The organism is Mycobacterium sp. Soil_C_30, assembly GCF_057656995.1.
In genome coordinates this window covers 495013-513173 of the sequence record NZ_JBDGJH010000003.1, presented here as the reverse complement: position 1 = coordinate 513173, position 18161 = coordinate 495013, and the positions used below count along the sequence as shown (strand labels likewise).

The 18161-nt window shown below is 67.2% G+C and carries 19 protein-coding genes; 11 read left to right on the top strand and 8 right to left on the bottom strand.

Features of this window, described 5'->3' with window-relative positions:
• Positions 1 to 10: 10 nt before the first annotated feature.
• Positions 11 to 1294 (bottom strand): maltokinase N-terminal cap-like domain-containing protein, encoded by a 1284-nt coding sequence (locus AC3A6P_RS08170; RefSeq protein ID WP_487690557.1) that lies wholly within the window; start codon positions 1292 to 1294, stop codon positions 11 to 13.
• A gap of 87 nt (positions 1295 to 1381) precedes the next feature.
• Between AC3A6P_RS08170 and AC3A6P_RS08165 the strand changes: the two genes are divergently transcribed.
• Entirely contained in the window at positions 1382 to 2104 is a 723-nt protein-coding gene (locus tag AC3A6P_RS08165; RefSeq protein WP_487690555.1) for a FadR/GntR family transcriptional regulator, read from the top strand.
• Here the strand turns inward: AC3A6P_RS08165 and AC3A6P_RS08160 are convergent.
• The 5 genes from AC3A6P_RS08160 to AC3A6P_RS08140 form a co-directional block, all read right to left on the bottom strand.
• Positions 2058 to 3104: an ABC transporter ATP-binding protein gene (locus AC3A6P_RS08160; RefSeq protein WP_487690553.1), complete on the bottom strand. Its 1047-nt coding sequence runs from the start codon at positions 3102 to 3104 to the stop codon at positions 2058 to 2060. The two genes, AC3A6P_RS08165 and AC3A6P_RS08160, sit on opposite strands and share 47 nt — an antisense overlap.
• Positions 3101 to 3919, bottom strand: a complete 819-nt coding sequence (locus AC3A6P_RS08155; protein ID WP_487690551.1) for an ABC transporter permease — start codon at positions 3917 to 3919, stop codon at positions 3101 to 3103. The genes AC3A6P_RS08160 and AC3A6P_RS08155 overlap by 4 nt, the downstream gene beginning before the upstream one ends.
• 38 nt (positions 3920 to 3957) lie before the next feature.
• Positions 3958 to 4803 carry an ABC transporter permease gene (locus AC3A6P_RS08150; protein WP_487690630.1) on the bottom strand — a complete coding sequence of 282 codons (846 nt, stop codon included), beginning with the start codon at positions 4801 to 4803 and terminating at the stop codon, positions 3958 to 3960.
• 10 nt (positions 4804 to 4813) lie between these two features.
• Entirely contained in the window at positions 4814 to 5932 is a 1119-nt protein-coding gene (locus tag AC3A6P_RS08145) for an ABC transporter substrate-binding protein (protein WP_487690550.1), read from the bottom strand.
• A gap of 146 nt (positions 5933 to 6078) precedes the next feature.
• Positions 6079 to 7059: an esterase family protein gene (locus AC3A6P_RS08140; RefSeq protein ID WP_487690549.1), complete on the bottom strand. Its 981-nt coding sequence runs from the start codon at positions 7057 to 7059 to the stop codon at positions 6079 to 6081.
• Positions 7060 to 7327: 268 nt separating this feature from the next.
• Here AC3A6P_RS08140 and AC3A6P_RS08135 point away from each other — a divergent pair, with 268 nt between their 5' ends.
• From AC3A6P_RS08135 to AC3A6P_RS08120, 4 genes are read left to right on the top strand one after another with little or no spacing between them, the layout of a single operon-like run.
• Positions 7328 to 7942, top strand: coding sequence for a TetR family transcriptional regulator (locus tag AC3A6P_RS08135; RefSeq protein WP_487690547.1), 615 nt, complete (start codon positions 7328 to 7330; stop codon positions 7940 to 7942).
• 32 nt (positions 7943 to 7974) lie between these two features.
• Positions 7975 to 9546, top strand: coding sequence for a phytoene desaturase family protein (locus AC3A6P_RS08130; RefSeq protein WP_487690545.1), 1572 nt, complete (start codon positions 7975 to 7977; stop codon positions 9544 to 9546).
• Positions 9547 to 9576: 30 nt separating this feature from the next.
• Positions 9577 to 10317 carry an alpha/beta hydrolase gene (locus AC3A6P_RS08125; RefSeq protein ID WP_487690543.1) on the top strand — a complete coding sequence of 247 codons (741 nt, stop codon included), beginning with the start codon at positions 9577 to 9579 and terminating at the stop codon, positions 10315 to 10317.
• Between the two features lie 36 nt (positions 10318 to 10353).
• The gene (locus AC3A6P_RS08120) at positions 10354 to 11169 is read left to right on the top strand and encodes a HugZ family pyridoxamine 5'-phosphate oxidase (protein ID WP_487690542.1); all 816 of its coding nucleotides are present in this window, start codon (positions 10354 to 10356) and stop codon (positions 11167 to 11169) included.
• Here the strand turns inward: AC3A6P_RS08120 and AC3A6P_RS08115 are convergent.
• Positions 11160 to 13037, bottom strand: a complete 1878-nt coding sequence (locus tag AC3A6P_RS08115; RefSeq protein ID WP_487690540.1) for an HNH endonuclease signature motif containing protein — start codon at positions 13035 to 13037, stop codon at positions 11160 to 11162. The genes AC3A6P_RS08120 and AC3A6P_RS08115 overlap by 10 nt on opposite strands.
• A gap of 157 nt (positions 13038 to 13194) precedes the next feature.
• Between AC3A6P_RS08115 and AC3A6P_RS08110 the strand changes: the two genes are divergently transcribed.
• Positions 13195 to 13473, top strand: a complete 279-nt coding sequence (locus AC3A6P_RS08110) for a hypothetical protein (RefSeq protein WP_487690538.1) — start codon at positions 13195 to 13197, stop codon at positions 13471 to 13473.
• A 6-nt stretch (positions 13474 to 13479) separates the two neighbouring features.
• On the opposite strand, the gene AC3A6P_RS08105 is transcribed toward AC3A6P_RS08110, so the two are convergent.
• A complete protein-coding gene (locus AC3A6P_RS08105) occupies positions 13480 to 14397 on the bottom strand; it encodes a TIGR03564 family F420-dependent LLM class oxidoreductase (RefSeq protein WP_487690537.1) in 918 nt (305 codons plus the stop codon).
• A 31-nt stretch (positions 14398 to 14428) separates the two neighbouring features.
• Between AC3A6P_RS08105 and AC3A6P_RS08100 the strand changes: the two genes are divergently transcribed.
• The 5 genes from AC3A6P_RS08100 to AC3A6P_RS08080 all read left to right on the top strand — a co-directional run bounded on the left by AC3A6P_RS08100 (position 14429) and on the right by AC3A6P_RS08080 (position 18105).
• Positions 14429 to 14827, top strand: coding sequence for a TIGR03668 family PPOX class F420-dependent oxidoreductase (locus AC3A6P_RS08100; protein ID WP_487690535.1), 399 nt, complete (start codon positions 14429 to 14431; stop codon positions 14825 to 14827).
• Between the two features lie 5 nt (positions 14828 to 14832).
• A complete protein-coding gene (locus AC3A6P_RS08095; RefSeq protein WP_487690533.1) occupies positions 14833 to 15453 on the top strand; it encodes an FMN-binding negative transcriptional regulator in 621 nt (206 codons plus the stop codon).
• 9 nt (positions 15454 to 15462) lie between these two features.
• On the top strand, positions 15463 to 16467 hold the full coding sequence (locus AC3A6P_RS08090; RefSeq protein ID WP_487690531.1) for a magnesium transporter CorA family protein: 1005 nt from the start codon (positions 15463 to 15465) through the stop codon (positions 16465 to 16467).
• A gap of 35 nt (positions 16468 to 16502) precedes the next feature.
• Positions 16503 to 17285, top strand: a complete 783-nt coding sequence (locus AC3A6P_RS08085; protein ID WP_487690529.1) for an SGNH/GDSL hydrolase family protein — start codon at positions 16503 to 16505, stop codon at positions 17283 to 17285.
• Between the two features lie 79 nt (positions 17286 to 17364).
• On the top strand, positions 17365 to 18105 hold the full coding sequence (locus AC3A6P_RS08080; RefSeq protein ID WP_487690528.1) for a L,D-transpeptidase: 741 nt from the start codon (positions 17365 to 17367) through the stop codon (positions 18103 to 18105).
• Positions 18106 to 18161: the final 56 nt, after the last annotated feature.

Here is an 18161-nt window from a genome sequence, read left to right as displayed (position 1 = left end):
CGGGCATGCATCAGGTCACCAGTCGGGCGATCGAGCGCATCGGGATCGGCAGCCACGCGGGACGATAGCGCGACTCATACGCCGCTTCGTACACGGCTTTGTCCAACTCGTATGCCGCCAGCAGGGCATCGTGTTCGCGGGGGTCGGTACCCGCGACGGCGGCATAGCCGTCGCAGAACGCCGTGCGGTTGTCGTCCACCCAGGCCGTCGCCTGTGCCACCGCGTTCACCCCCACCTCATTGCCGACCAGCGGCTGGTAGGCGGCGTACTCGTAGGAGCGCAACATGCCCGCCACATCGCGGATCGGTGAATCCGGTTTGCGGCGCTCCTCCAGGGGCGCACCGGGTTCACCCTCGAAGTCGATCAGCAGCCAGGTCTCCGGTGTGCGCAGCACCTGCCCGAGATGAAGATCGCCGTGCATGCGCTGCACGGTCATCGGCACCCCGGCCAACGCCCGGAACCGACTCTGGATGGCCGCGACATAGTTCCCCAGGTCGGGCACCTGCGCGGCGGCGGACTCCAGCCGGGCCAGGGCCGTCTCGACCGGGAATTCCGCTGTGGCAGAACCCAGTTCGTCAGCCAGCGCACGATGCACGGAGGCGACGGCCTCACCGAGGCGGTAGGTCTCGGCCGCCAGGTCACCGCCGGGCTCACCACTGTAGAGCGCACGCGAGCTGGCGGTGGCCATATCCCACCCCTCGGTGGAATTGGCCGCGAAATCGGTCACCATACCCAGCGGGCAGGGCTGGCCGTCCCACACCGTCTCGTAGGCGCCGAGCAGTTTGGCGACGTTGGTGTTCCCGGCGCGGCCCAGCACCCGGTTGATCTCGATATCCGGGTTGATACCGGGGCTGACCCGGCGAAACGCCTTGAACATCGCCTGCTTGCCGAAGATGACGCTGGTATTGCTCTGTTCGGCCGACGACACCCGCGGCAGCGCCTCCACGGGCAGCACCACATCGGGTTCCCGCTCGAAGCCCACGTCATCGCGGCGCGCGGAGCCATCGATCAGTGCCAGCAGAAAGGCCGCCGACGCCGGGTGGTACAGCGCGTCGTAGCCCGTCCGGGCCCCGTCGACGCCGATCCGTGCATTCTCCGGCACCCCGTCGGCATCCCAGGCGACCAGCACCTGGTACCGCTCCGCGGGGCCGTCGGCGTACCGCGCGTCCACCAGCACCAGGTCCAGGTCGTCGCGCAGCGCGGTCACCGCCGCGGGCTGCGCCGAGACCAGCTCACGGTTACGACCGGCGTACCAGCGTTGTCTCGGCAGCCACTCGTCGAATGCCAGATTCACGAGTTTCCTCCCACGAGTCCCATCGTCTCTCCCATTACCCGAACCCGGCCACCCTCAATCGGGACCAGCCGCCGGTACAGTTCCCACGTGCGTGCCACCGAGATCGTCCTGCGCTACATCGAGCAGCAGCTCGAGGCCGGGGACCTGCAGGTCGGGATGCGGTTGCCCGGCGAGCGGGGGCTGGCCGAGCAGCTCAACGTCTCGCGCGGATCGGTGCGCGAGGCACTGCAGGTGTTGGCGGCCATGGGTGTGGTGCGCCGCTCGGTGGGCTCAGGGCAGGAAGCCGGCGCCATCTTGATCGCTGAACCTGCCGCGCCGCTGGACGCGGCGTTGCGGCTGCACGTGGCCACCCGTGCGTTTCCCGTCGCCCAGGTGGTGGAGACGCGGGTGTTACTCGAGTCGTGGGCAGTGTCCCGCGCCGCCGCGGGTGACGCCCCACTCGATGAGGTGCTGCGGCTGCTGAAGCTGATGGACGCGCCCGAGATCGACGTCCGTGAGTTCCTGCGCCTGGACGCCGAACTGCATGTGGCGATCGCGGCCCTGTCCGGCAACGCGGTGGTGGCGCAGATGATGACGTCCCTGCGCGGTTCGATCGAGACCTACGTGGTCGCAGCCATCCCACGCATCGCGGATTGGCCCAACCTGATCAACAAGTTGCGCGGTGAGCACCACGCCATCGTCGACGCCATCGCCCGCTCGGACCCCGACCAGGCCACCGCGGTGATCACCCGCCACATCCACGAGTTCTACGAGTACTCGGGCCTCAACCCCTCACCACCAGGACCGGGGCTGCAGCCACCCCCACCATGACCTTGTCGCCCGGACTGAACTGCTGCGCCTGCGCGCTGGGCATCTGCGCGATGACGAGCGTGCCGTCGGCCAGTGTGGTGCTGACCCGCGACACCGGGCCGAGGAAGGCCACCGCGGCGACGGCCGCGGTGCCGTCGGGATCCGGTTGCACGGTCACCGATTCCGGACGCACCATCGCCACGCCGGCACCGGCGTCGATGGACCCGGCCAACGCCGGCATGGATGTGCCCAGCACGGTCGCGGTCCCGCGGCTCACCTCGGCGCTCACCTTGTTGTTGAGCCCGACGAATTCGGCGACGAACGGCGTGGCCGGGTTGGTGTAGAGCTCGGCCGGCGCGGCGATCTGCTCCAGCTTGCCGCGGCTCATCACCCCCACCCGGTCGGCGACGGCCAGAGCCTCTTCCTGATCGTGGGTGACGAACAGCGTCGTGGTGCCCACCTCGAGCTGAACGCGGCGGATCTCGTCGCGCAGCTGTACCCGGACCTTGGCGTCCAACGCCGACAGCGGCTCGTCGAGCAGCAGCACGCTGGGCTCGATCGCAAGCGCCCGCGCCAGCGCCACCCGCTGCTGCTGCCCGCCGGAGAGCTGGGTGGCGAATTTGTGCGCGTGTTCGCCCAGCCCCACCAGCTCCAGCATTTCCATCGCCCGGGAAACCCTGTGCTGCTTCGGCTTTCCGCGCAGCTTGAGTCCGAAGGCGATGTTGTCGACGACGGTCAGGTGCGGGAACAGGCTGTAGGCCTGGAACACCATGCCCATATCGCGTTTGTTGGCCGGCACCTTGGTGATGTCTCGCCCACCGACGGCCACGGTGCCCGTGGTGGGATCGTCGAGACCGGCCAGGATGCGCAGCGCGGTGGTCTTGCCGCACCCCGACGGCCCCAGCAGCGCCACCATCTCGCCCGGCTCCAGATGCAGGCTCAGCCCGTCCAGCGCCTTCACCGGGCCGTACGCACGGGTCAGGTCGTTGAGATCGACGGCAAGGCCCATACTTTGGGTCATGTCCCTCCTAGCGGGGCAGCGGCCTCTTCCACGGTCGCACCGCGCCTACCCCGGCGGCGGACCAGCGAAAGACCGAGCAGCAGAACAAATCCGAACAGCAGTACCGCCAGCGACGCCGCCACCGATGTGGGTCCGTCGCTCTTGCCGATCGCCACGATCTGCACCTGCAGCGTGTTGTATCCGGTCAGTGAGGCGATGGTGTACTCGCCGAGCACCACCGCGATCGAGATGAACGACGCCGACAGCACACCAGACCAGACATTGGGCACGATGACGTGGGAGATGGTGGTGAACCAGCCGGCCCCCAATGAGCGTGCCGCCTCCGAAAGCGTCCGCAGGTCAATGGAAGACAGTGCGGCGTCAAGCGCGCGGTAGGCGAACGGCAGCACGATGATGACGTACACGAACGTCAGCGTCAGCGCCGACTCACCGAGGAAATACGTCACCCAGAGGTACACGTTGCGCAGTCCCACCACGATGACCAGTGCGGGAATGGTCAACGGCAGCAGGCACAAGAACTCCACCAATCCGGTGGCCCAGGGCGCCCGCAGCCGCACCCAGATCATCGTCGGCAACAACAGCAGCAACATCACCGCGACGGTCAGCACCGACAGCAACAGCGACGTGACGATCGACGAGAACAATGCGTCGTCTTCGATCAGGTTCACCCACGCCTGCAGTGTCCGACCGCCCTGCAACAGATTTCGCGTCGAGAAGTCCGCCATGGCGTACAGCGGGAACAGGAAGAACAGACCGAACAGCACCCACAGGACGCCACGGACCACCCGGTTCGCCGCCATTCTTTGACTCGCCATTCTTTGACTCGCCATTCTTTGACTCGCCATTCTTTGACTCACCGAAGCCACCGGCTCGTGCGTCGCACCAGCAGGTTGTACGCCACCATCACCACGGCGACCACGATGATCATCTCCAGTGCCAGCGCGTAGGCGAATCCGGACTGTCCCAACACCACCTCACTGGTCAGCGCCGCCCGGATCAGCAGCGGCAGGATGGGACTGCCCTGGCTGACCAGCGCCGCGGCCGTGGCGTAGGCCGCAAAAGCGTTGGCGAACAACAGCAGTACCCCACCGAGAAAGGCCGGTGTCAACAACGGGAGCGCGACTTCCCGCCAGTACTGCCAGGTGGTGGCTCCCAGGCTGACCGCCGCTTCGCGCCACTGTTCTCGCAACCCCTCGAGTGCGGGAAGGAACACGATGACCATCAGCGGGATCTGGAAGTAGGTGTACACCAGCACCAGCCCGGACAGGCCGTACAACCAGCCGCCGCCGGCGAGGTTGAACCCGGACAGGGCGACCACCCAGACGGTCAGCACACCGTTGAGCCCGATCGTCGCCAGGAACGCGAATGCCAGTGCCACACCGCCGAACTGAGCCAACACGCTGCACAACGACAGCGCCGCCCGCCGGAACGCCGACGTCGCCGGGCGGGCCAGGATCAGCCACGCCAGCACCGCCCCCAGCACCGCACCGATGATCGCCGTACTGCCGGACAGCAACAGGCTGCGCCACAGTGCGGCCAGGGCGGTGTCCGAGAACAACGCGGCCACCAGGTCGAAGGTGAAGCCTTCGTCCCCCACGAAGGCGTTCACGATCACCGTCACGGTCGGGACGATCAGGAAGATCGCGACGAAGGCGAAGAACGGCAGCAGCGGCAGCCCGTCCCGCAGCCGGCGGACCAGCACGGTGGTGTCAGCCAACGGCCGCGGCCCAGTTCTCCGCCAGGTACTTCGACGCCGCGTCCGTCTGCTCCTTGGTCAGGATCGTCGTCGGCCCCTCGATCTCGGGAAGCTGCACCCCGCTCTTGATCAACGCATCGGCCCGCACCGGTCGCACCCCGCCCTCGGCGTAGAGCTTCTGGCCCTCGTCGCTGTAGAGGAACTCCTGCCACAACCGGGCGGCGGCGGGATGCGGAGCGTCCTTGTTGATGGCCTGGTAGTAGTAGCCGGCCACGGCGGCGTCCTGCGGCACCAGCGTCTGCCAGCTCGGCAGCTTCTTGGTCTCGGCTTCGTTGAGGTAGTTCCAGTCGATCACCACCGGGGTCTGACCCGATTCGATGGTGGCCGGTGTCGGATCGACGGGCAGGAAGTTGCCCGCCTCCTTGAGCTTGCGGAAGAACTCCACGCCGGGGGCGATGTCGTCGGCCGATCCGCCCTGGGACACCGCCACCATGACGACACCGGAGAACGCCGCGCCGGCCTGAGTCGGGTCTCCGTTGAGCGCGACCTTGCCCTGGTACTCGGGCTTGAGCAGATCGTTGACGCTGGTGACCGGCGGCACCTTCGCCGAGTCGAACCCGATCGACATGTAGCCGCCGTAGTCGTTGACCCACAGGCCGTCGGCGTCTTTAAGTTCGTCGCCGATCTCGCCGAAGGTCTCGACCTTGTACGGGGCGAACATCGCGGTGTTGGCCAGCGCCACCGACTGCCCGAGGTCGAACACGTCAGGCGCGGTGCTGCGGCCCTTCTGCTGGTTCGCGGCGTTGATCTCGTCCTGGCTGGAGGCGTCGGGCTGAGCCGAGTTCACCTTGATGCCGTACTTCTGGCTAAACGCGTCGATGACGGCGCCGTAGTTCGCCCAGTCCGGCGGCAACGCGATCACATTGAGCTCACCTTCGGCCTTGGCGGCTTCCACCAGACCTTCGAGCCCACCGAAGTCCTCCGCGGAGGTGGCTTCCGCGGCATTGACGCCGCCGTCGGTCTGCTCGCCGGAGCTCTCCTTCTCCGGCGGTGCGCAGGCAGCCATCGCGAGGACCAGAGCACTGGCCGAGACAGCGCCGAGGAGGCGCTTGGACGTGAAGACAGATGTCATGGCCGAACCTTCCGATGGTCATTCGACTACCACGTGACGCGCCGGTTTACGCCGCACGGCGCCGGGGTGAACGTAACCGGAGAACACGGCCCACAACGAGAAAATCCCCCAACTGTGACAGTTGGGGGATCTTCTCGTGATTCGGGTCAGCCGATCAGATGCGCCTGCAGGTCCGGCTTCATTGCCTGCAGCTCCCGGCCCCAGTAGTTCCAGTTGTGGGTGCCGTTGTTCGGGAAGTTGAAGACACCGTTGCTACCGCCCGCCGCGATGTAGTTGTCGCGGAAGGTGATGTTGGTGCGGATGGTCAGGCCCTCCAGGAACGTGGCCGGCAGGTCGCCGCCGCCGAGCTCGTTGGGCTGGCCGTTACCGCAGTAGATCCAGATGCGGGTGCCATTGGCGACGATCTGCGGGATCTGCACCATCGGGTCGTTGCGCTTCCAGCCGCTGTTCGGGTCTTCGGTCTTGCCCCACATGTCGTCGGCCTTGAAGCCGCCGGCGTCACCCATCGAGATGTTGATCAGGAACGGCCACCAGCCCTCGGAGGGGTTCAGGAAGCCGGACATGGAGCTGGCGTAGGTGAACTGGTTCGGGTGGTACACCGACAGGATCAGCGACGCCGAGCCGGCCATGGACAGCCCGACCGCGGCGTTGTTGGTGGAACGCACCTGACGATTGGCGGCCAGCCAGTTCGGCAGCTCCGAGGTCAGGAAGGTCTCCCACTTGTAGGTCTGGGTCGGGCCCTTGTTGCGGGCCGGGGCGTACCAGTCGGTGTAGAAGCTCGACTGTCCACCGACCGGCATGACGATCGACAGACCCGAGTCGAGGTACCACTCGAAGGCCTGGGTGTTGATGTCCCAGCCGTTGAAGTCCTCCTGGGCACGCAGGCCGTCGAGGAGGTAGACCGCCGGCGAGTTCGGGCCGCCGCTCTGGAACTGGACCTTGATGTCCTTGCCCATCGAGGGCGACGGCACCATCAGGTATTCCACCGGCAGGCCCGGGCGCGAGAACGCCCCTGCCGTCGCGGTCATCCCGGTCACGCCGAGCAGTCCGGGCAGAGCCGCGGACGCCACCGCCGCGACACCGAGCCGACGCGCCCAATTCCCACGCAGCTTCGAGAAGAATTTCATCAGTTGATTTCCAGCCAATCTGTGCTTACGACGCAGATGCCGTCGCGACTCCATTGCCGACGCACCGTGGCGCGACGGCGATCCTGTACCAGTCGTCTTCGTTGTCACACATGACGCTCCCCTGCCGGCTGACCCTACAGGGGACACCCAGCTAGCGATAGTGGACGCTAGCTGATAAAGGGGTGGTTAGGCGAACCGTAAAAACTGACCGTTTCGGCAAATATGCCATCCCGCGGGGGCCTCGGTCAGCTCCGGTAGCGTGGCGGCGATGGTCCGACCTGCACAAACAGCCCGCAGCGAACGCACCCGCGAAGCGCTGCGCCAGGCCGCGCTCGTCAGGTTCCTCGCCCAGGGCGTGGAGGCGACGTCGGCCGATCAGATCGCCGCCGATGCCGGCGTTTCGCTGCGGACCTTCTACCGGCACTTCACCTCCAAACACGATTTGCTGTTCGCCGACTTCGACGCCGGCCTGCAGTGGTTTCGCGCCGCGCTGGCCTCCCGGCCCGCTGACGAACCCGTCCTGGTGGCAGTCAACACCGCCATCGCGGCCTTCCCCTACGACGCCGAGGCCGTCACCAAGATCGCCCGGCTGCGCGCCGGCGAACTGGACAGCGAGCGGATCGTGCGCAACATCCGCCAGGTGGAAGCGGACTTCGCGATCGCTGTCGAAGCGCATCTGCGCCGCACTCACCGGGGCAACGGCTCCGGAGACCGGCGTCTGCATCTGACCGTCGCGGCCCGGTGCATCGCCGCAGCGGTGTTCGGTGCCATGGAGGTCTGGATGGTCGGCGAGGACAGATCGCTCGACGAACTGTCCCGGCTGTGTCAGACCGCGTTGTCATCCCTCGAATCCGGCATCGTGCACGACCTGGTTTCGTCATAATTGACAAAACTTTGACGTGAGGGAGCCCGGTCATGCCCGATTTTGACGTGATTGTGGTCGGCGCCGGGCACAACGGGCTCACCTCCGCGGCCATCGCGGCGGCAGCGGGCCTGCGCACGGTCTGCCTGGACTTCAAGCTCTACGCCGGTGGCATGGCCTCGACGGTCGAACTCTTCCGGGACAACGGGGCTGGCTATCGGTTCGAGATCGCCGGCTCGCTGCAGTTCCCCACCTCACTGGAAGTGAGCGCAGAGCTGGGCCTGGACACCTTGCCCACCATCGACGTCGACGTGATGTCCGTGTCGCTGCGCGGCGTCGGCGATGCACCCGTCGTCTACTACACCGACCCCATGCAGCTGATGACGCATCTCAACGACGTGCACGGCGCCGAGGCCGTCAACGGCATGGCCGGCCTGATGGCGTGGAGCCTGGCGCCCACCCGGGCCCTCGGCCGGTTCGATGCCGGCCGGCCACCGAAGACGTTCGACCAGATGTTCGCGTGCGCCACCAACGATTTCGAGCGCGCCGCGATCAACGACATGCTGTTCGCCTCGGTGTCCGACGTACTGGACCGTTACCTCCCCGACCGGGAGAAGCACGGCGCGCTACGCGGAATGCTCGCCTTCCTCGCCGTCAACACCACCTACCGCGGACCGCAGACACCCGGCAGCGCCGCGGCGCTGGCCTACGGACTGGCGGTACCCGACGCCGGCGCCGTGCTGATGAAGAAACTCAAAGGCGGCATCGGCGCGCTCACGGTGCACCTACGCGAGCGCGTGGAGTCACACGGCGGGCAGGTGCGGTTGCGCAGCCGGGTCGACGAGATCCTCGTGACCGACGGCCGCGTCAGCGGCGTGCGCTTGCAGGACGGGTCGGTGCTGACGGCTCCGATCGTCATCTCCAGCCTGGCTCCCGATGTGACTGTTTCTCTTGTCGATGGCGGCACGATGCCGGTCGAGGTGCGCGACCGCTACGCCCGCATCGACCACCGCGGCAGTTATCTGCAGATGCACTTCGCCCTCGACGGCATCCCCGAATTCGCCGCACCCTACGAGGTACTCAACGATCCCGCGATGCAGTCCGCCATCGGCTTGTTCAGCACTCCCGAGGAGCTGCAGGAGCAGTGGGAAGCCAGCCGCCGCGGCCACGTTCCCCGTGATCCGGCCATCGCGCTGCAGATTCCGTCGGTGCATGATCCGGAACTGGCGCCCGAGGGCAAGCATGCGGCGTCGGCATTCGCGCTGTGGTTCCCCGTCGAGGAGCACGAAGCCGGTTACGGCGAACTGAAAGCGGCGATGGGCCAGCGGGTCATCGACAAGATCACCCGGTTGGCGCCCAACTTCGAACGGTCGATCATCCGGCACACCACCTTCACCCCGAGACACATGGGCACCATGTTCGGCGCGCCCGGCGGGGACTATTGCCATGGGCTGCTGCACTCCGATCAGATCGGGGTGAACCGCCCCGGGCCGCGCGGCTACGTCGACCAGCCTCTGCCTGTCGAGGGGCTGTATCTGGGTGGCGCGGGATGCCATGGTGGGCCGGGCATTACCTTCATCCCGGGGTACAACGCCGCCCACCAGGCGCTCATCGATTCCGGCTAACCGCCGACCGATCGCAGGCATACTGGCGCCATGGGCGCCAATCCCCGGAAGATCCTGCTTCTGCACAGCTTCTTCGGCCGCCCGTCGCTGTTCGGCCCGTGGATCGACTACTTCACCGCCGCCGGCTACGACTGCCACGCCCCCGCCCTGCCCGGCCGCGACCCCTCCGACGATGCGGTGCTCACCCGCACCGGCATCGACGACTGTTACGCGGTGGCCCTGTCCGCCTACGACGCCCTCGGGGAACCGGCGATCGTGATCGGACACAGCCTGGGTGGCCTGCTCGGCCAGAAGGTCGCCGCGGCCCGTGATCCCGCCGCACTTGTTCTGCTCGCCTCGATTCCGCCGGGGATCCTCGTGCCGCAGGCCAGAGTGCTGCGACATCTGGTGCCGCTGCTTCCGGACATTCTGCGCGGCCGGCCGTTCCTGCCGTCGGAGTCGACCATCCGGAAGGTGCCGCTGAGCACGCTGGCGCGTGCCGAGCAGGACGTCCTGCTGCCGCGCCTGGTACGCGACTCCGGTCGGGTGTTCCGTGAGATGTCCCTGGGCGCCTCGTCCACCAGAGTGAAGTCCTCGGCGGTGACGTGCCCGGTTCTGTGTGTCAGCGCCGGCGAGGACCGGAATGTCGCGCAATGGATCTCGCGCCGGATCGCAGCGCGGTACGGCGCCGCACACCAGGTGCACCCGATGCTCCCGCATTGGATCATCGCCGAATCGGCTGTCGAGACAGTGGCGCCCCCGGTGCTGTCCTGGCTGCGGCGTACCGTCTGACATTCGACTTCGCCATCTGAACCTACGAGGAGACATGTGGCAAACCGTGACCATGGCGACCCCGGCGACGCGCCGTCCATCCCGCCGCCGCTGACCCAGCCCGTCAATCCGGTTCGGCCGTCAGCTGCCGAGGAGGCCCGCACCATCGCGGCCTCCACCAACACCGGGACCCTGGCCACTCTCACCACCGACGGTGACCCGTGGGCGTCCCTGGTGACCTATGGCTTGCTCGACGGAGCGCCGGTGCTGTGCGTCTCGCACATGGCCGAGCACGGTCGTAACCTGGCCGGCGATCAACGCGCCAGCATCGCCGTCGTGGCGCCGGCCACCGATACCGATCCACTGGCCAATGCCCGCATCACCCTCGCCGGGGTGGTGCAGCATCCCGTCGGCGCTGAACTGGAGGCCGCTCGCGCCGCTCACATCGCTGCCGTGCCCGCCGCCAAGTACTACATCGACTACAGCGACTTCGCGCTGTGGGTCCTGCGCGTACACCGGGTCCGCTGGGTCGGCGGTTACGGCCGAATGGATTCGGCCGGCGGTGCCGATTACTCTGCGGCAGAGCCGGATCCGGTGACGCTACAGGCGGCCAATGCGATTGCGCACTTGAACGCCGACCATGCCGGCTCCCTGGCCCTGATGGCCCAGCACCTCGGCGGCTTCCCCGACGCCACCGCAGCCACCTGCACCGGCGCCGACCGCTACGGCCTGGACCTGAAGGTCACCACCCCGCGCGGCATCGCTTACACCCGCGTGGGCTATCCGGAGCGACTGAATGCCGTCGCCGAGATGCGCGCTGCCAGTGTGGCTTTGGTGAAGGCCGCGCGTGAAGCAGGTGCGGGTCAGCCCTGACCCGCCCAGCCCTTGGGCGGGGGTCTACTCCGTCCACCATCTTCGAGGGCGCGTTGGGTGGCGTTGTATTCGCGTTCGGCGTCGATGCGTTGTTGGCGGTCTTGTTCTCGGGTGCGTTTGCGTATAGGCATGGTGGGGCCCGGGTCGGTCTTGCGTCGTTTCGTGCGTTTGGCCGGTGGTGGGAGTTTGGCGGTGGTGGGGTCCCAGTCGGAAAACACCAGCCGGGTGCCGGGTTCGGTGAGGTACTCGTGTCCCGTGGGTGCTCGCCAGATGACTTCGCCGGTGGGCAGTTGTTCGTCAGTCCATCCCTCGGGCCCGGTGCGGAACGTCTTGGCGAGGTGATGCTCGCGGCACAGTACTTTGCCGTTGGAAGCGTGGGTGGGGCCGCCGTCGCTGTCGGGGATGGTGTGGTCGATGTCGGCGTATTCGGCGCGGCGGTTGCAGCCCGGGAACCGGCAGCGCATGTCACGGCATTGCACGAATTCGCGCAGTGTTCCGGTGAATGCGTATCCCGTCCTGGGTTGTTCGGTGGGGATCGGTAAGGCCTTGACTGTCGCCCCGGTGCGGATCAATTCGGCCAGCAGCCCGGTGGGGATGACGGCACCGGTGAGGGTGACCGCCGGCCGCACCGGTGCGGCGCTCGCGGCGGGTGGGGTGGCCTCGGCCGAATCCGGCTGCGGTGCACAGCATTCCGGGTCGGTGCCGGTCTCGAGCGCCGCGGCGTCGCTCGAATCACAGGGCCCGGGCGATGGCTCCGGCGTGGTGCGGGTGGCACACGGCGGGCCTTCCTCGTCCTCGTCATCGTCGTCGGGCGATGTCGACTCATTCGAATCATCAAGCGGTCGAGCGTGTCCCGAGGTGTCCGCGCCTGGTTCGGGGGTGAAGTCGTCGAGGGCGGGTGGTTCTGCCCCGAGGTCAGGTGCAGTGCAGTTCCAATCCGCCCAGCCCTGCTCACCTGAGGTCGGCGCCTCCAGATCCACCGTCGGGGCTGGGCTGTCATCGGGCTGAAAGCTCCGGGCGGCCGCGACGTCGGCGAGGGCGGCCTCCAGGGTGGCTTGTTCGGCCAGCACATGCACGATCACCGACTCGACTCTCGAGGGGATGGTGGTCGCAGCACACTCGGGGTTGCCGCACTGGCACACCAGGCGGTCCTGGCGGCGGAACATCGCCCCGTAGGCCGCGGCGCGCAATTCGCCCCGGGAACGGGGGTCGTCCTTGCAGACGGTGTCGGCGTAGGCGTTCAAGATCCGCACCGACAGGTCGGCGTCGATGTCGGAGACCCGCCCGTAGAGCGATTTGGTGCCGGTGGCGTCATCACGTTTGCCAACCGCCACATCGCAGTTCTTGGCGGCCTGGCGATACCGGCGCACGGCATCGGGGTCGTGTTCTTCGATCACCGCATCGATGGCGGTTTCCAAGTCGGTCTCCGAGAGGGTGGTGAACCCACCGGCACGCTCGGCGATCTCGGCATCAACGGCGGCTTGGGCGCCGGGGGCGACGAGTGCGGTGCGGTAGACGATGGTGGCGGCGACCTGCGCGGAGATCATGCCGTGCTCAAGCAGTGACGCCATCTGCGGCAGGCGCACCGCCAGGGCTTCGGCCAGCCGCATCTGGCCCGAGGCCCGGCGCGGGCTCAGACTCAAGGCCGGGCCGACTTGATCGCATACCGCGGCCCAGGCGTCGTGCGCCCAGTGCTGTTGCTGCCGGGCTGCTTCCTCGTCTTCGTGATCGCGCAGCAGCATCGCGATGAACGCCCAGGTCCGGGCGGTCGTGGTGGCTTGCAGGCGGTGGTATTGCCGGATCGCGGTGACCATCTGCGCGCGGGTGATCTCCCCGCAGGTCGCCGGATCCAACAAGTCATCGAACATGTGTTCGATTCTAGACCCACCCCCCGACAATCCCGTGGCGACGCAGTTGACCTCGGGCAGCGCGGCCTTGGGCCGGCCGATTCCGGTCTGACCTGTGACGCGACAGGCGTAAAATTCGGCTGGACCCGGGTTGGGGATCGATCGAGGGAGGCCTGCCATGGCGGGCACAGTTCACCGTTTGGAGATCATCGGCGTGTCCTCGTTGGCGCCGCTCGCCTTCGTGACACTGATGTCACCCGGCGTCGCTGACGCAACCGAATGCGGTTGGGGAACCGTCTACGACCCGCCGTCGAACACATGTGTGGCAGCACCGCTTCCACCGCCGCCGCCCCCTCCGCCACCGGCGTGGAACGGGGACCTGACGCCGGGCTTCGGGGTGGGAGTCTGCGTGCCGATTCCGGTTCCGTTCGCACCGTCGGTGTGCACCGGCATCTGAGCGCAGTCACCCAGCCCAGCGGCGCAACAGGGCACGGGTACGCGCCCGGCCCTCGGCCGAGCGATCGAACGTCGCCCCCACGAACTCGTCGACACCAGCGGCCCGCAACTCGTCCAAGCGACCCGACACCACCGACTCGTCGCCGATCAGAGCCGCGTCCTCGGGACCGGCGAAGCCTTCGCGGTCCAACATCGCCCGGTAGGACGGCACCCGCCCATAAGGGGCGTACTCCTCGGCGGCCATCCGGCGTGCCGCAGCAACGTCATCGGTGACGCTCACCGGCAATGCGGCAACCACCCGCACCGAACCGGGCGCGCGGCCGGCTTCCTCTGCCGCGGTTCGTATTTCAGGCCCAATGTGGTTCTGGAGCGTCTTGATTCCCGTCATCCACGTCACCGTTCCCGCCGTACGCCGACCGGCCACGCGCAGCATCTGCGGCCCCAGGGCGGCGACGTAGACATCCGGGGCCGGGGCGCCCGGGATACGCAGAGAACCCCTGGTGGTGACGAGTTCACCCCTGACATCAGCCGGCTGGCCCGCCAACAGCGGCAGCAGGCCGTCGAGATACTCGTTGAGCCGCCGGATCGGCCTCTCCCACGACACACCCCACATTCCCTCGGTGATGAATGCGTGCGTCAGCCCGATGCCCAGCGTGAAACGCCCGCCCGCAATGAGATTGAGTGTGAGGGCACGTTGTGCCAGCTGCATCGGATGCTGATTGTGGATGGGTAGCACGCCACTGCCGACTTCGATGGTGCCGACTTCACGGAACGCCACCGCCAGCGCGGTCAGCAGATCCCGCTCATAGGGCAGCTGGGTGCTCCACAGCCGGGCGAAGCCCTCGTCACGCACCTGCGCCAGCTGCGCCACGTAGGAGTCGATGGTGAACGGGTCGCCGGTGTACTCGAGGACGCTGATCTGCATGCGTCGATAATGACGCACCTAGTCTGAAGCCATGGCCGAACCCCCGCTGCCGGCGCAGTTCATCGACGCGCCGGTGGCCAGACTCGCGACCGTGGGCCCCGGCGGCGTACCGCACCTGGTGCCCGTGGTGTTCGCAGTGCAGGGCAACACTGTCTTCACCGCCGTGGACGGCAAGCCCAAGTCCACCACACGGCTCAAACGCCTGGCGAACATCCGGGAGAACCCCCACGTCAGCATGCTCGTCGACCACTACGACGACGACTGGACACAGTTGTGGTGGATCCGGATCGACGGAACAGCCCAGATCGTGGAGAACCGCACCGCACTGACCCTTTTGCGCGCCAAATACGTTCAGTATCAACATATTCCGCTGGACGGACCGGTGATCGAAATCGAGTTGCAGCGGTGGGTGTCCTGGGGACTACCCTGAGGCGCATGTACATTCCACCGGCGAATCGACTCGACGACGACGAGGCCATCCGTGCCCACGTCGCCGCGGCGGGTTCGGCCGAGTTGGTGACGGTGGCCGGTGACGGTTTCCCGGTCTCGACCCTGCTGCCGATTCTGTGGGACGGCGATACCGTCGTCGCGCACATGGCACGCGCCAATCCGCAATGGCGCGCAATCAGCGACGGTGACCCCGTCCTCCTGATCTGCGCGGGCCACCAGGCCTACATCAGTCCGTCGTGGTATGCCGCCAAAGCCGAGCACGGCCGCGTCGTGCCCACCTGGAACTACAGCGCGGTCCACCTCACCGGCACGGTGCGCGTGCACGACGATCCCGGCTGGTTGCGCAACGCCGTGGAACGGCTCACCGACAACCACGAAGCCGGTCGCGCACAACCGTGGCAGGTGGCCGACGCACCGGAGCCCTATATCCAGGGCCAGCTGAGGGGCATCGTCGGTATCGAGGTGACCGTGCTCCGCGTCGAGGCCAAAGCCAAACTGAGCCAGAACCGCTCGCAGCCCGACCAGGCCGGGGTGGTCACCGGCCTTCGCGGCGAACCGTTCGCGGGCGCGCGCGCCATCGCCGATGCCATGGAGTCGCAGCTCTAACATGATCGGGTGACGCCGCCGGGATGTGTGGTGCAGGGCCGGGTATGGCGCTCGGGACACCTGCAGCAGGATTTCGACTTCGACCGCATCTCCGACTACCTCACCGAGCCGGAAACCCTGGTGTGGGTCGACATGTACGACCCCGATCACAGCGCACTGGCTGACCTCGCCCAGGAACTCGGTCTCAACGTCTGGGCGGTCGAGGACGCCGTCGCACCGTCGGAGCGCGTCAAGGCCACCGTCTACCCCACTCACACCTTCTTCACGGTGTACGCCGTCGAGATGGCCGCACCCGATCCCAACGGGGAACCGCGGTCACTGCTGTCCAAGCACCGCATCTCGGCGTTCGTGTTGCCCCAGGCGCTGGTGACGGTCCGGCTGGCGCCGCACTACGACATCACCGCGGTGCTACAGCGGTGGGACGACCTCGGCGGCCAGCAGTACGGAGTCGGCGCGCTGGTCCATGGCCTGCTCGACGTGGTGGTCGACGAACACTTCGACGCGGTGCAGGTGCTCGACGACTGTATCGAGGACATCGAAGACGCCCTGTTCGATCCTCCGTCGCGCGACGCGAACATCCAGCGCCGCAGCTTCGCCGTGCGCAAGGACCTGGTGAACCTGCGCCGGGTGGTCCTGCCGATGCGTGAGGTGATCAACGCGATCCAGCATCACCGCTCCGACGGCACCCAGGCTCCGGAACTCGACCCGCTCTACGTCGACCTCTACGACCACGTACTGCGGGTGTCGGAGTGGACGGAGTCGTTGCGCGACATGATCACCACCGTCTTCGAGACCAATCTCTCGCTGCAGGACGCGCGGCTGAACATGGTCATGAAGAAGCTCACCGGGTGGGCGGCCATCATCGCGGTGCCGACGGCCATCACCGGTTTCTACGGGCAGAACGTCCCGTATCCCGGGTTCGACACGTTCGGCGGCTTCGTGGCCAGTACGGCTCTGATCTTGATCATCGGGTTCGCGCTGTATGTGACGTTCAAACGCCGCGACTGGTTGTGACGTTCTGTTCACCGAGCACCAGTAAGGTCCCCGCCATGGCGTACACCCGCTATGTGGCGCTCGGCGACAGCCAGACCGAAGGACTCTGGGACGGTGACGACGACACCGGTGTGCGCGGCTTTGCCGATCGACTCGCCGCACACCTGGCCGAGCTCTATCCGGGGCTGCAGTACGCGAACCTCGCAGTGCGTGGGCGCACCACCCGCGATGTCCTGGACAACCAGCTACCCGCGGCGCTGGCCATGGCACCGGATCTGGTGACGCTTTGCGTGGGGATGAACGACATGGTCCGGCCCGGCCGCTGGTTCGACACCGCACTCGTCGAACTCGAAACCGTCTACACCCGGCTCGCCGAGACGGGCGCCACCGTCGTCACCACCACCTTCCCCGATGTGGCCAGGATCCTGCCCGTCGGTCGGGTGCTGGCCGCCAGGCTCCGGCAGATCAATGCCGTCATCACCAATTCGGCCGCCCAGCACGGCTTCGGGCTCGTAGATCTGTTCAGCGCACCGTCCATGCTCGACTCGCAGGTGTGGAGCATCGACCGCATGCACGCCTCGCCCTACGGCCACCAGCTGTTCGCCGATGCCGCCGCTGAAGCCCTGGGACTGCCTGGGAGCAACCATGATTGGGCCACTGCCCGGGGGTCGGGGGAGCAACCCGGCCCGGCGGCGCGGATGCGGGCGCAGGCCCAGTGGACCCGCAACATGCTCGTACCCTGGGTCTGGCGCAATCTCCGCAGCCTCCCCGCCGGACACGGCAAGACGGCCAAATTCCCCGAGCTGACGGCCGTGCCGACCGATCGATGCCGGATGTAACGGCCGGCCGGCAAACACCGACGTCCCGGGTGACGGGCCGCTACCATCGGTGGTCCACCGCAGTGAAGGGAGGATCACCGTGCGGCATGCGCTTCGATTCATCCTCGTTCTGGCTATCTCGGTCCTGATGGTGCCCACGGGCTCGCCCGGGCCGGCCTCGGCGGCGGTCCCCACCACCCCCGTCACCGACGTGGTGCCCGCGGCAGGGGATCGCGTGGGCGTCGGGCATCCCGTCGACATCACCTTCGGCGGACCGGTCAACCGGCGCGTCATCGAGGATTCGGTGACCATTCTCGAGCCGAAAGACTCTGCGGTTCAGTTTGATTGGCCAACCCCCGACACACTGCGGGTCACCCCGCAGCGATTCTGGCCGGCGCACTCGACCATCCGGTTGTCCGTCGCCGGCACACCGCTGAGCTTCAACACCGGGGCGGAGGTGCTGGCGGTGGCCGACATCTCCGCGCACACCTTCGTGGTCAGTATCGACGGTGTGGTGGCCAGGGAGATGCCCGCCTCGATGGGCAAGTCGGGATTTCCCACCCCCGTCGGATCGTTCACCGCGCTGGCCAAGGAGCGTGACGTGGTGATGGACTCCCGGACCATCGGTATCCCGCTGGACTCCTCTGAGGGCTACCTGCTCGACGTCAACTACGCCGTGCGGGTCACCTGGGGCGGTGTCTACGTGCACTCGGCACCGTGGTCGGTGGGCTCACAGGGGTACGCCAACGTCAGTCACGGCTGCATCAATCTGAGTCCCGACAATGCCGCCTGGTACTTCGACACGGTCAGCGTGGGCGACCCGATCGTCATCAACGCCTGATCTCAGCCGGTTCCGCCATTCGGCCGTGCCGGCGGCCCCATCCGAGCACAATCGGG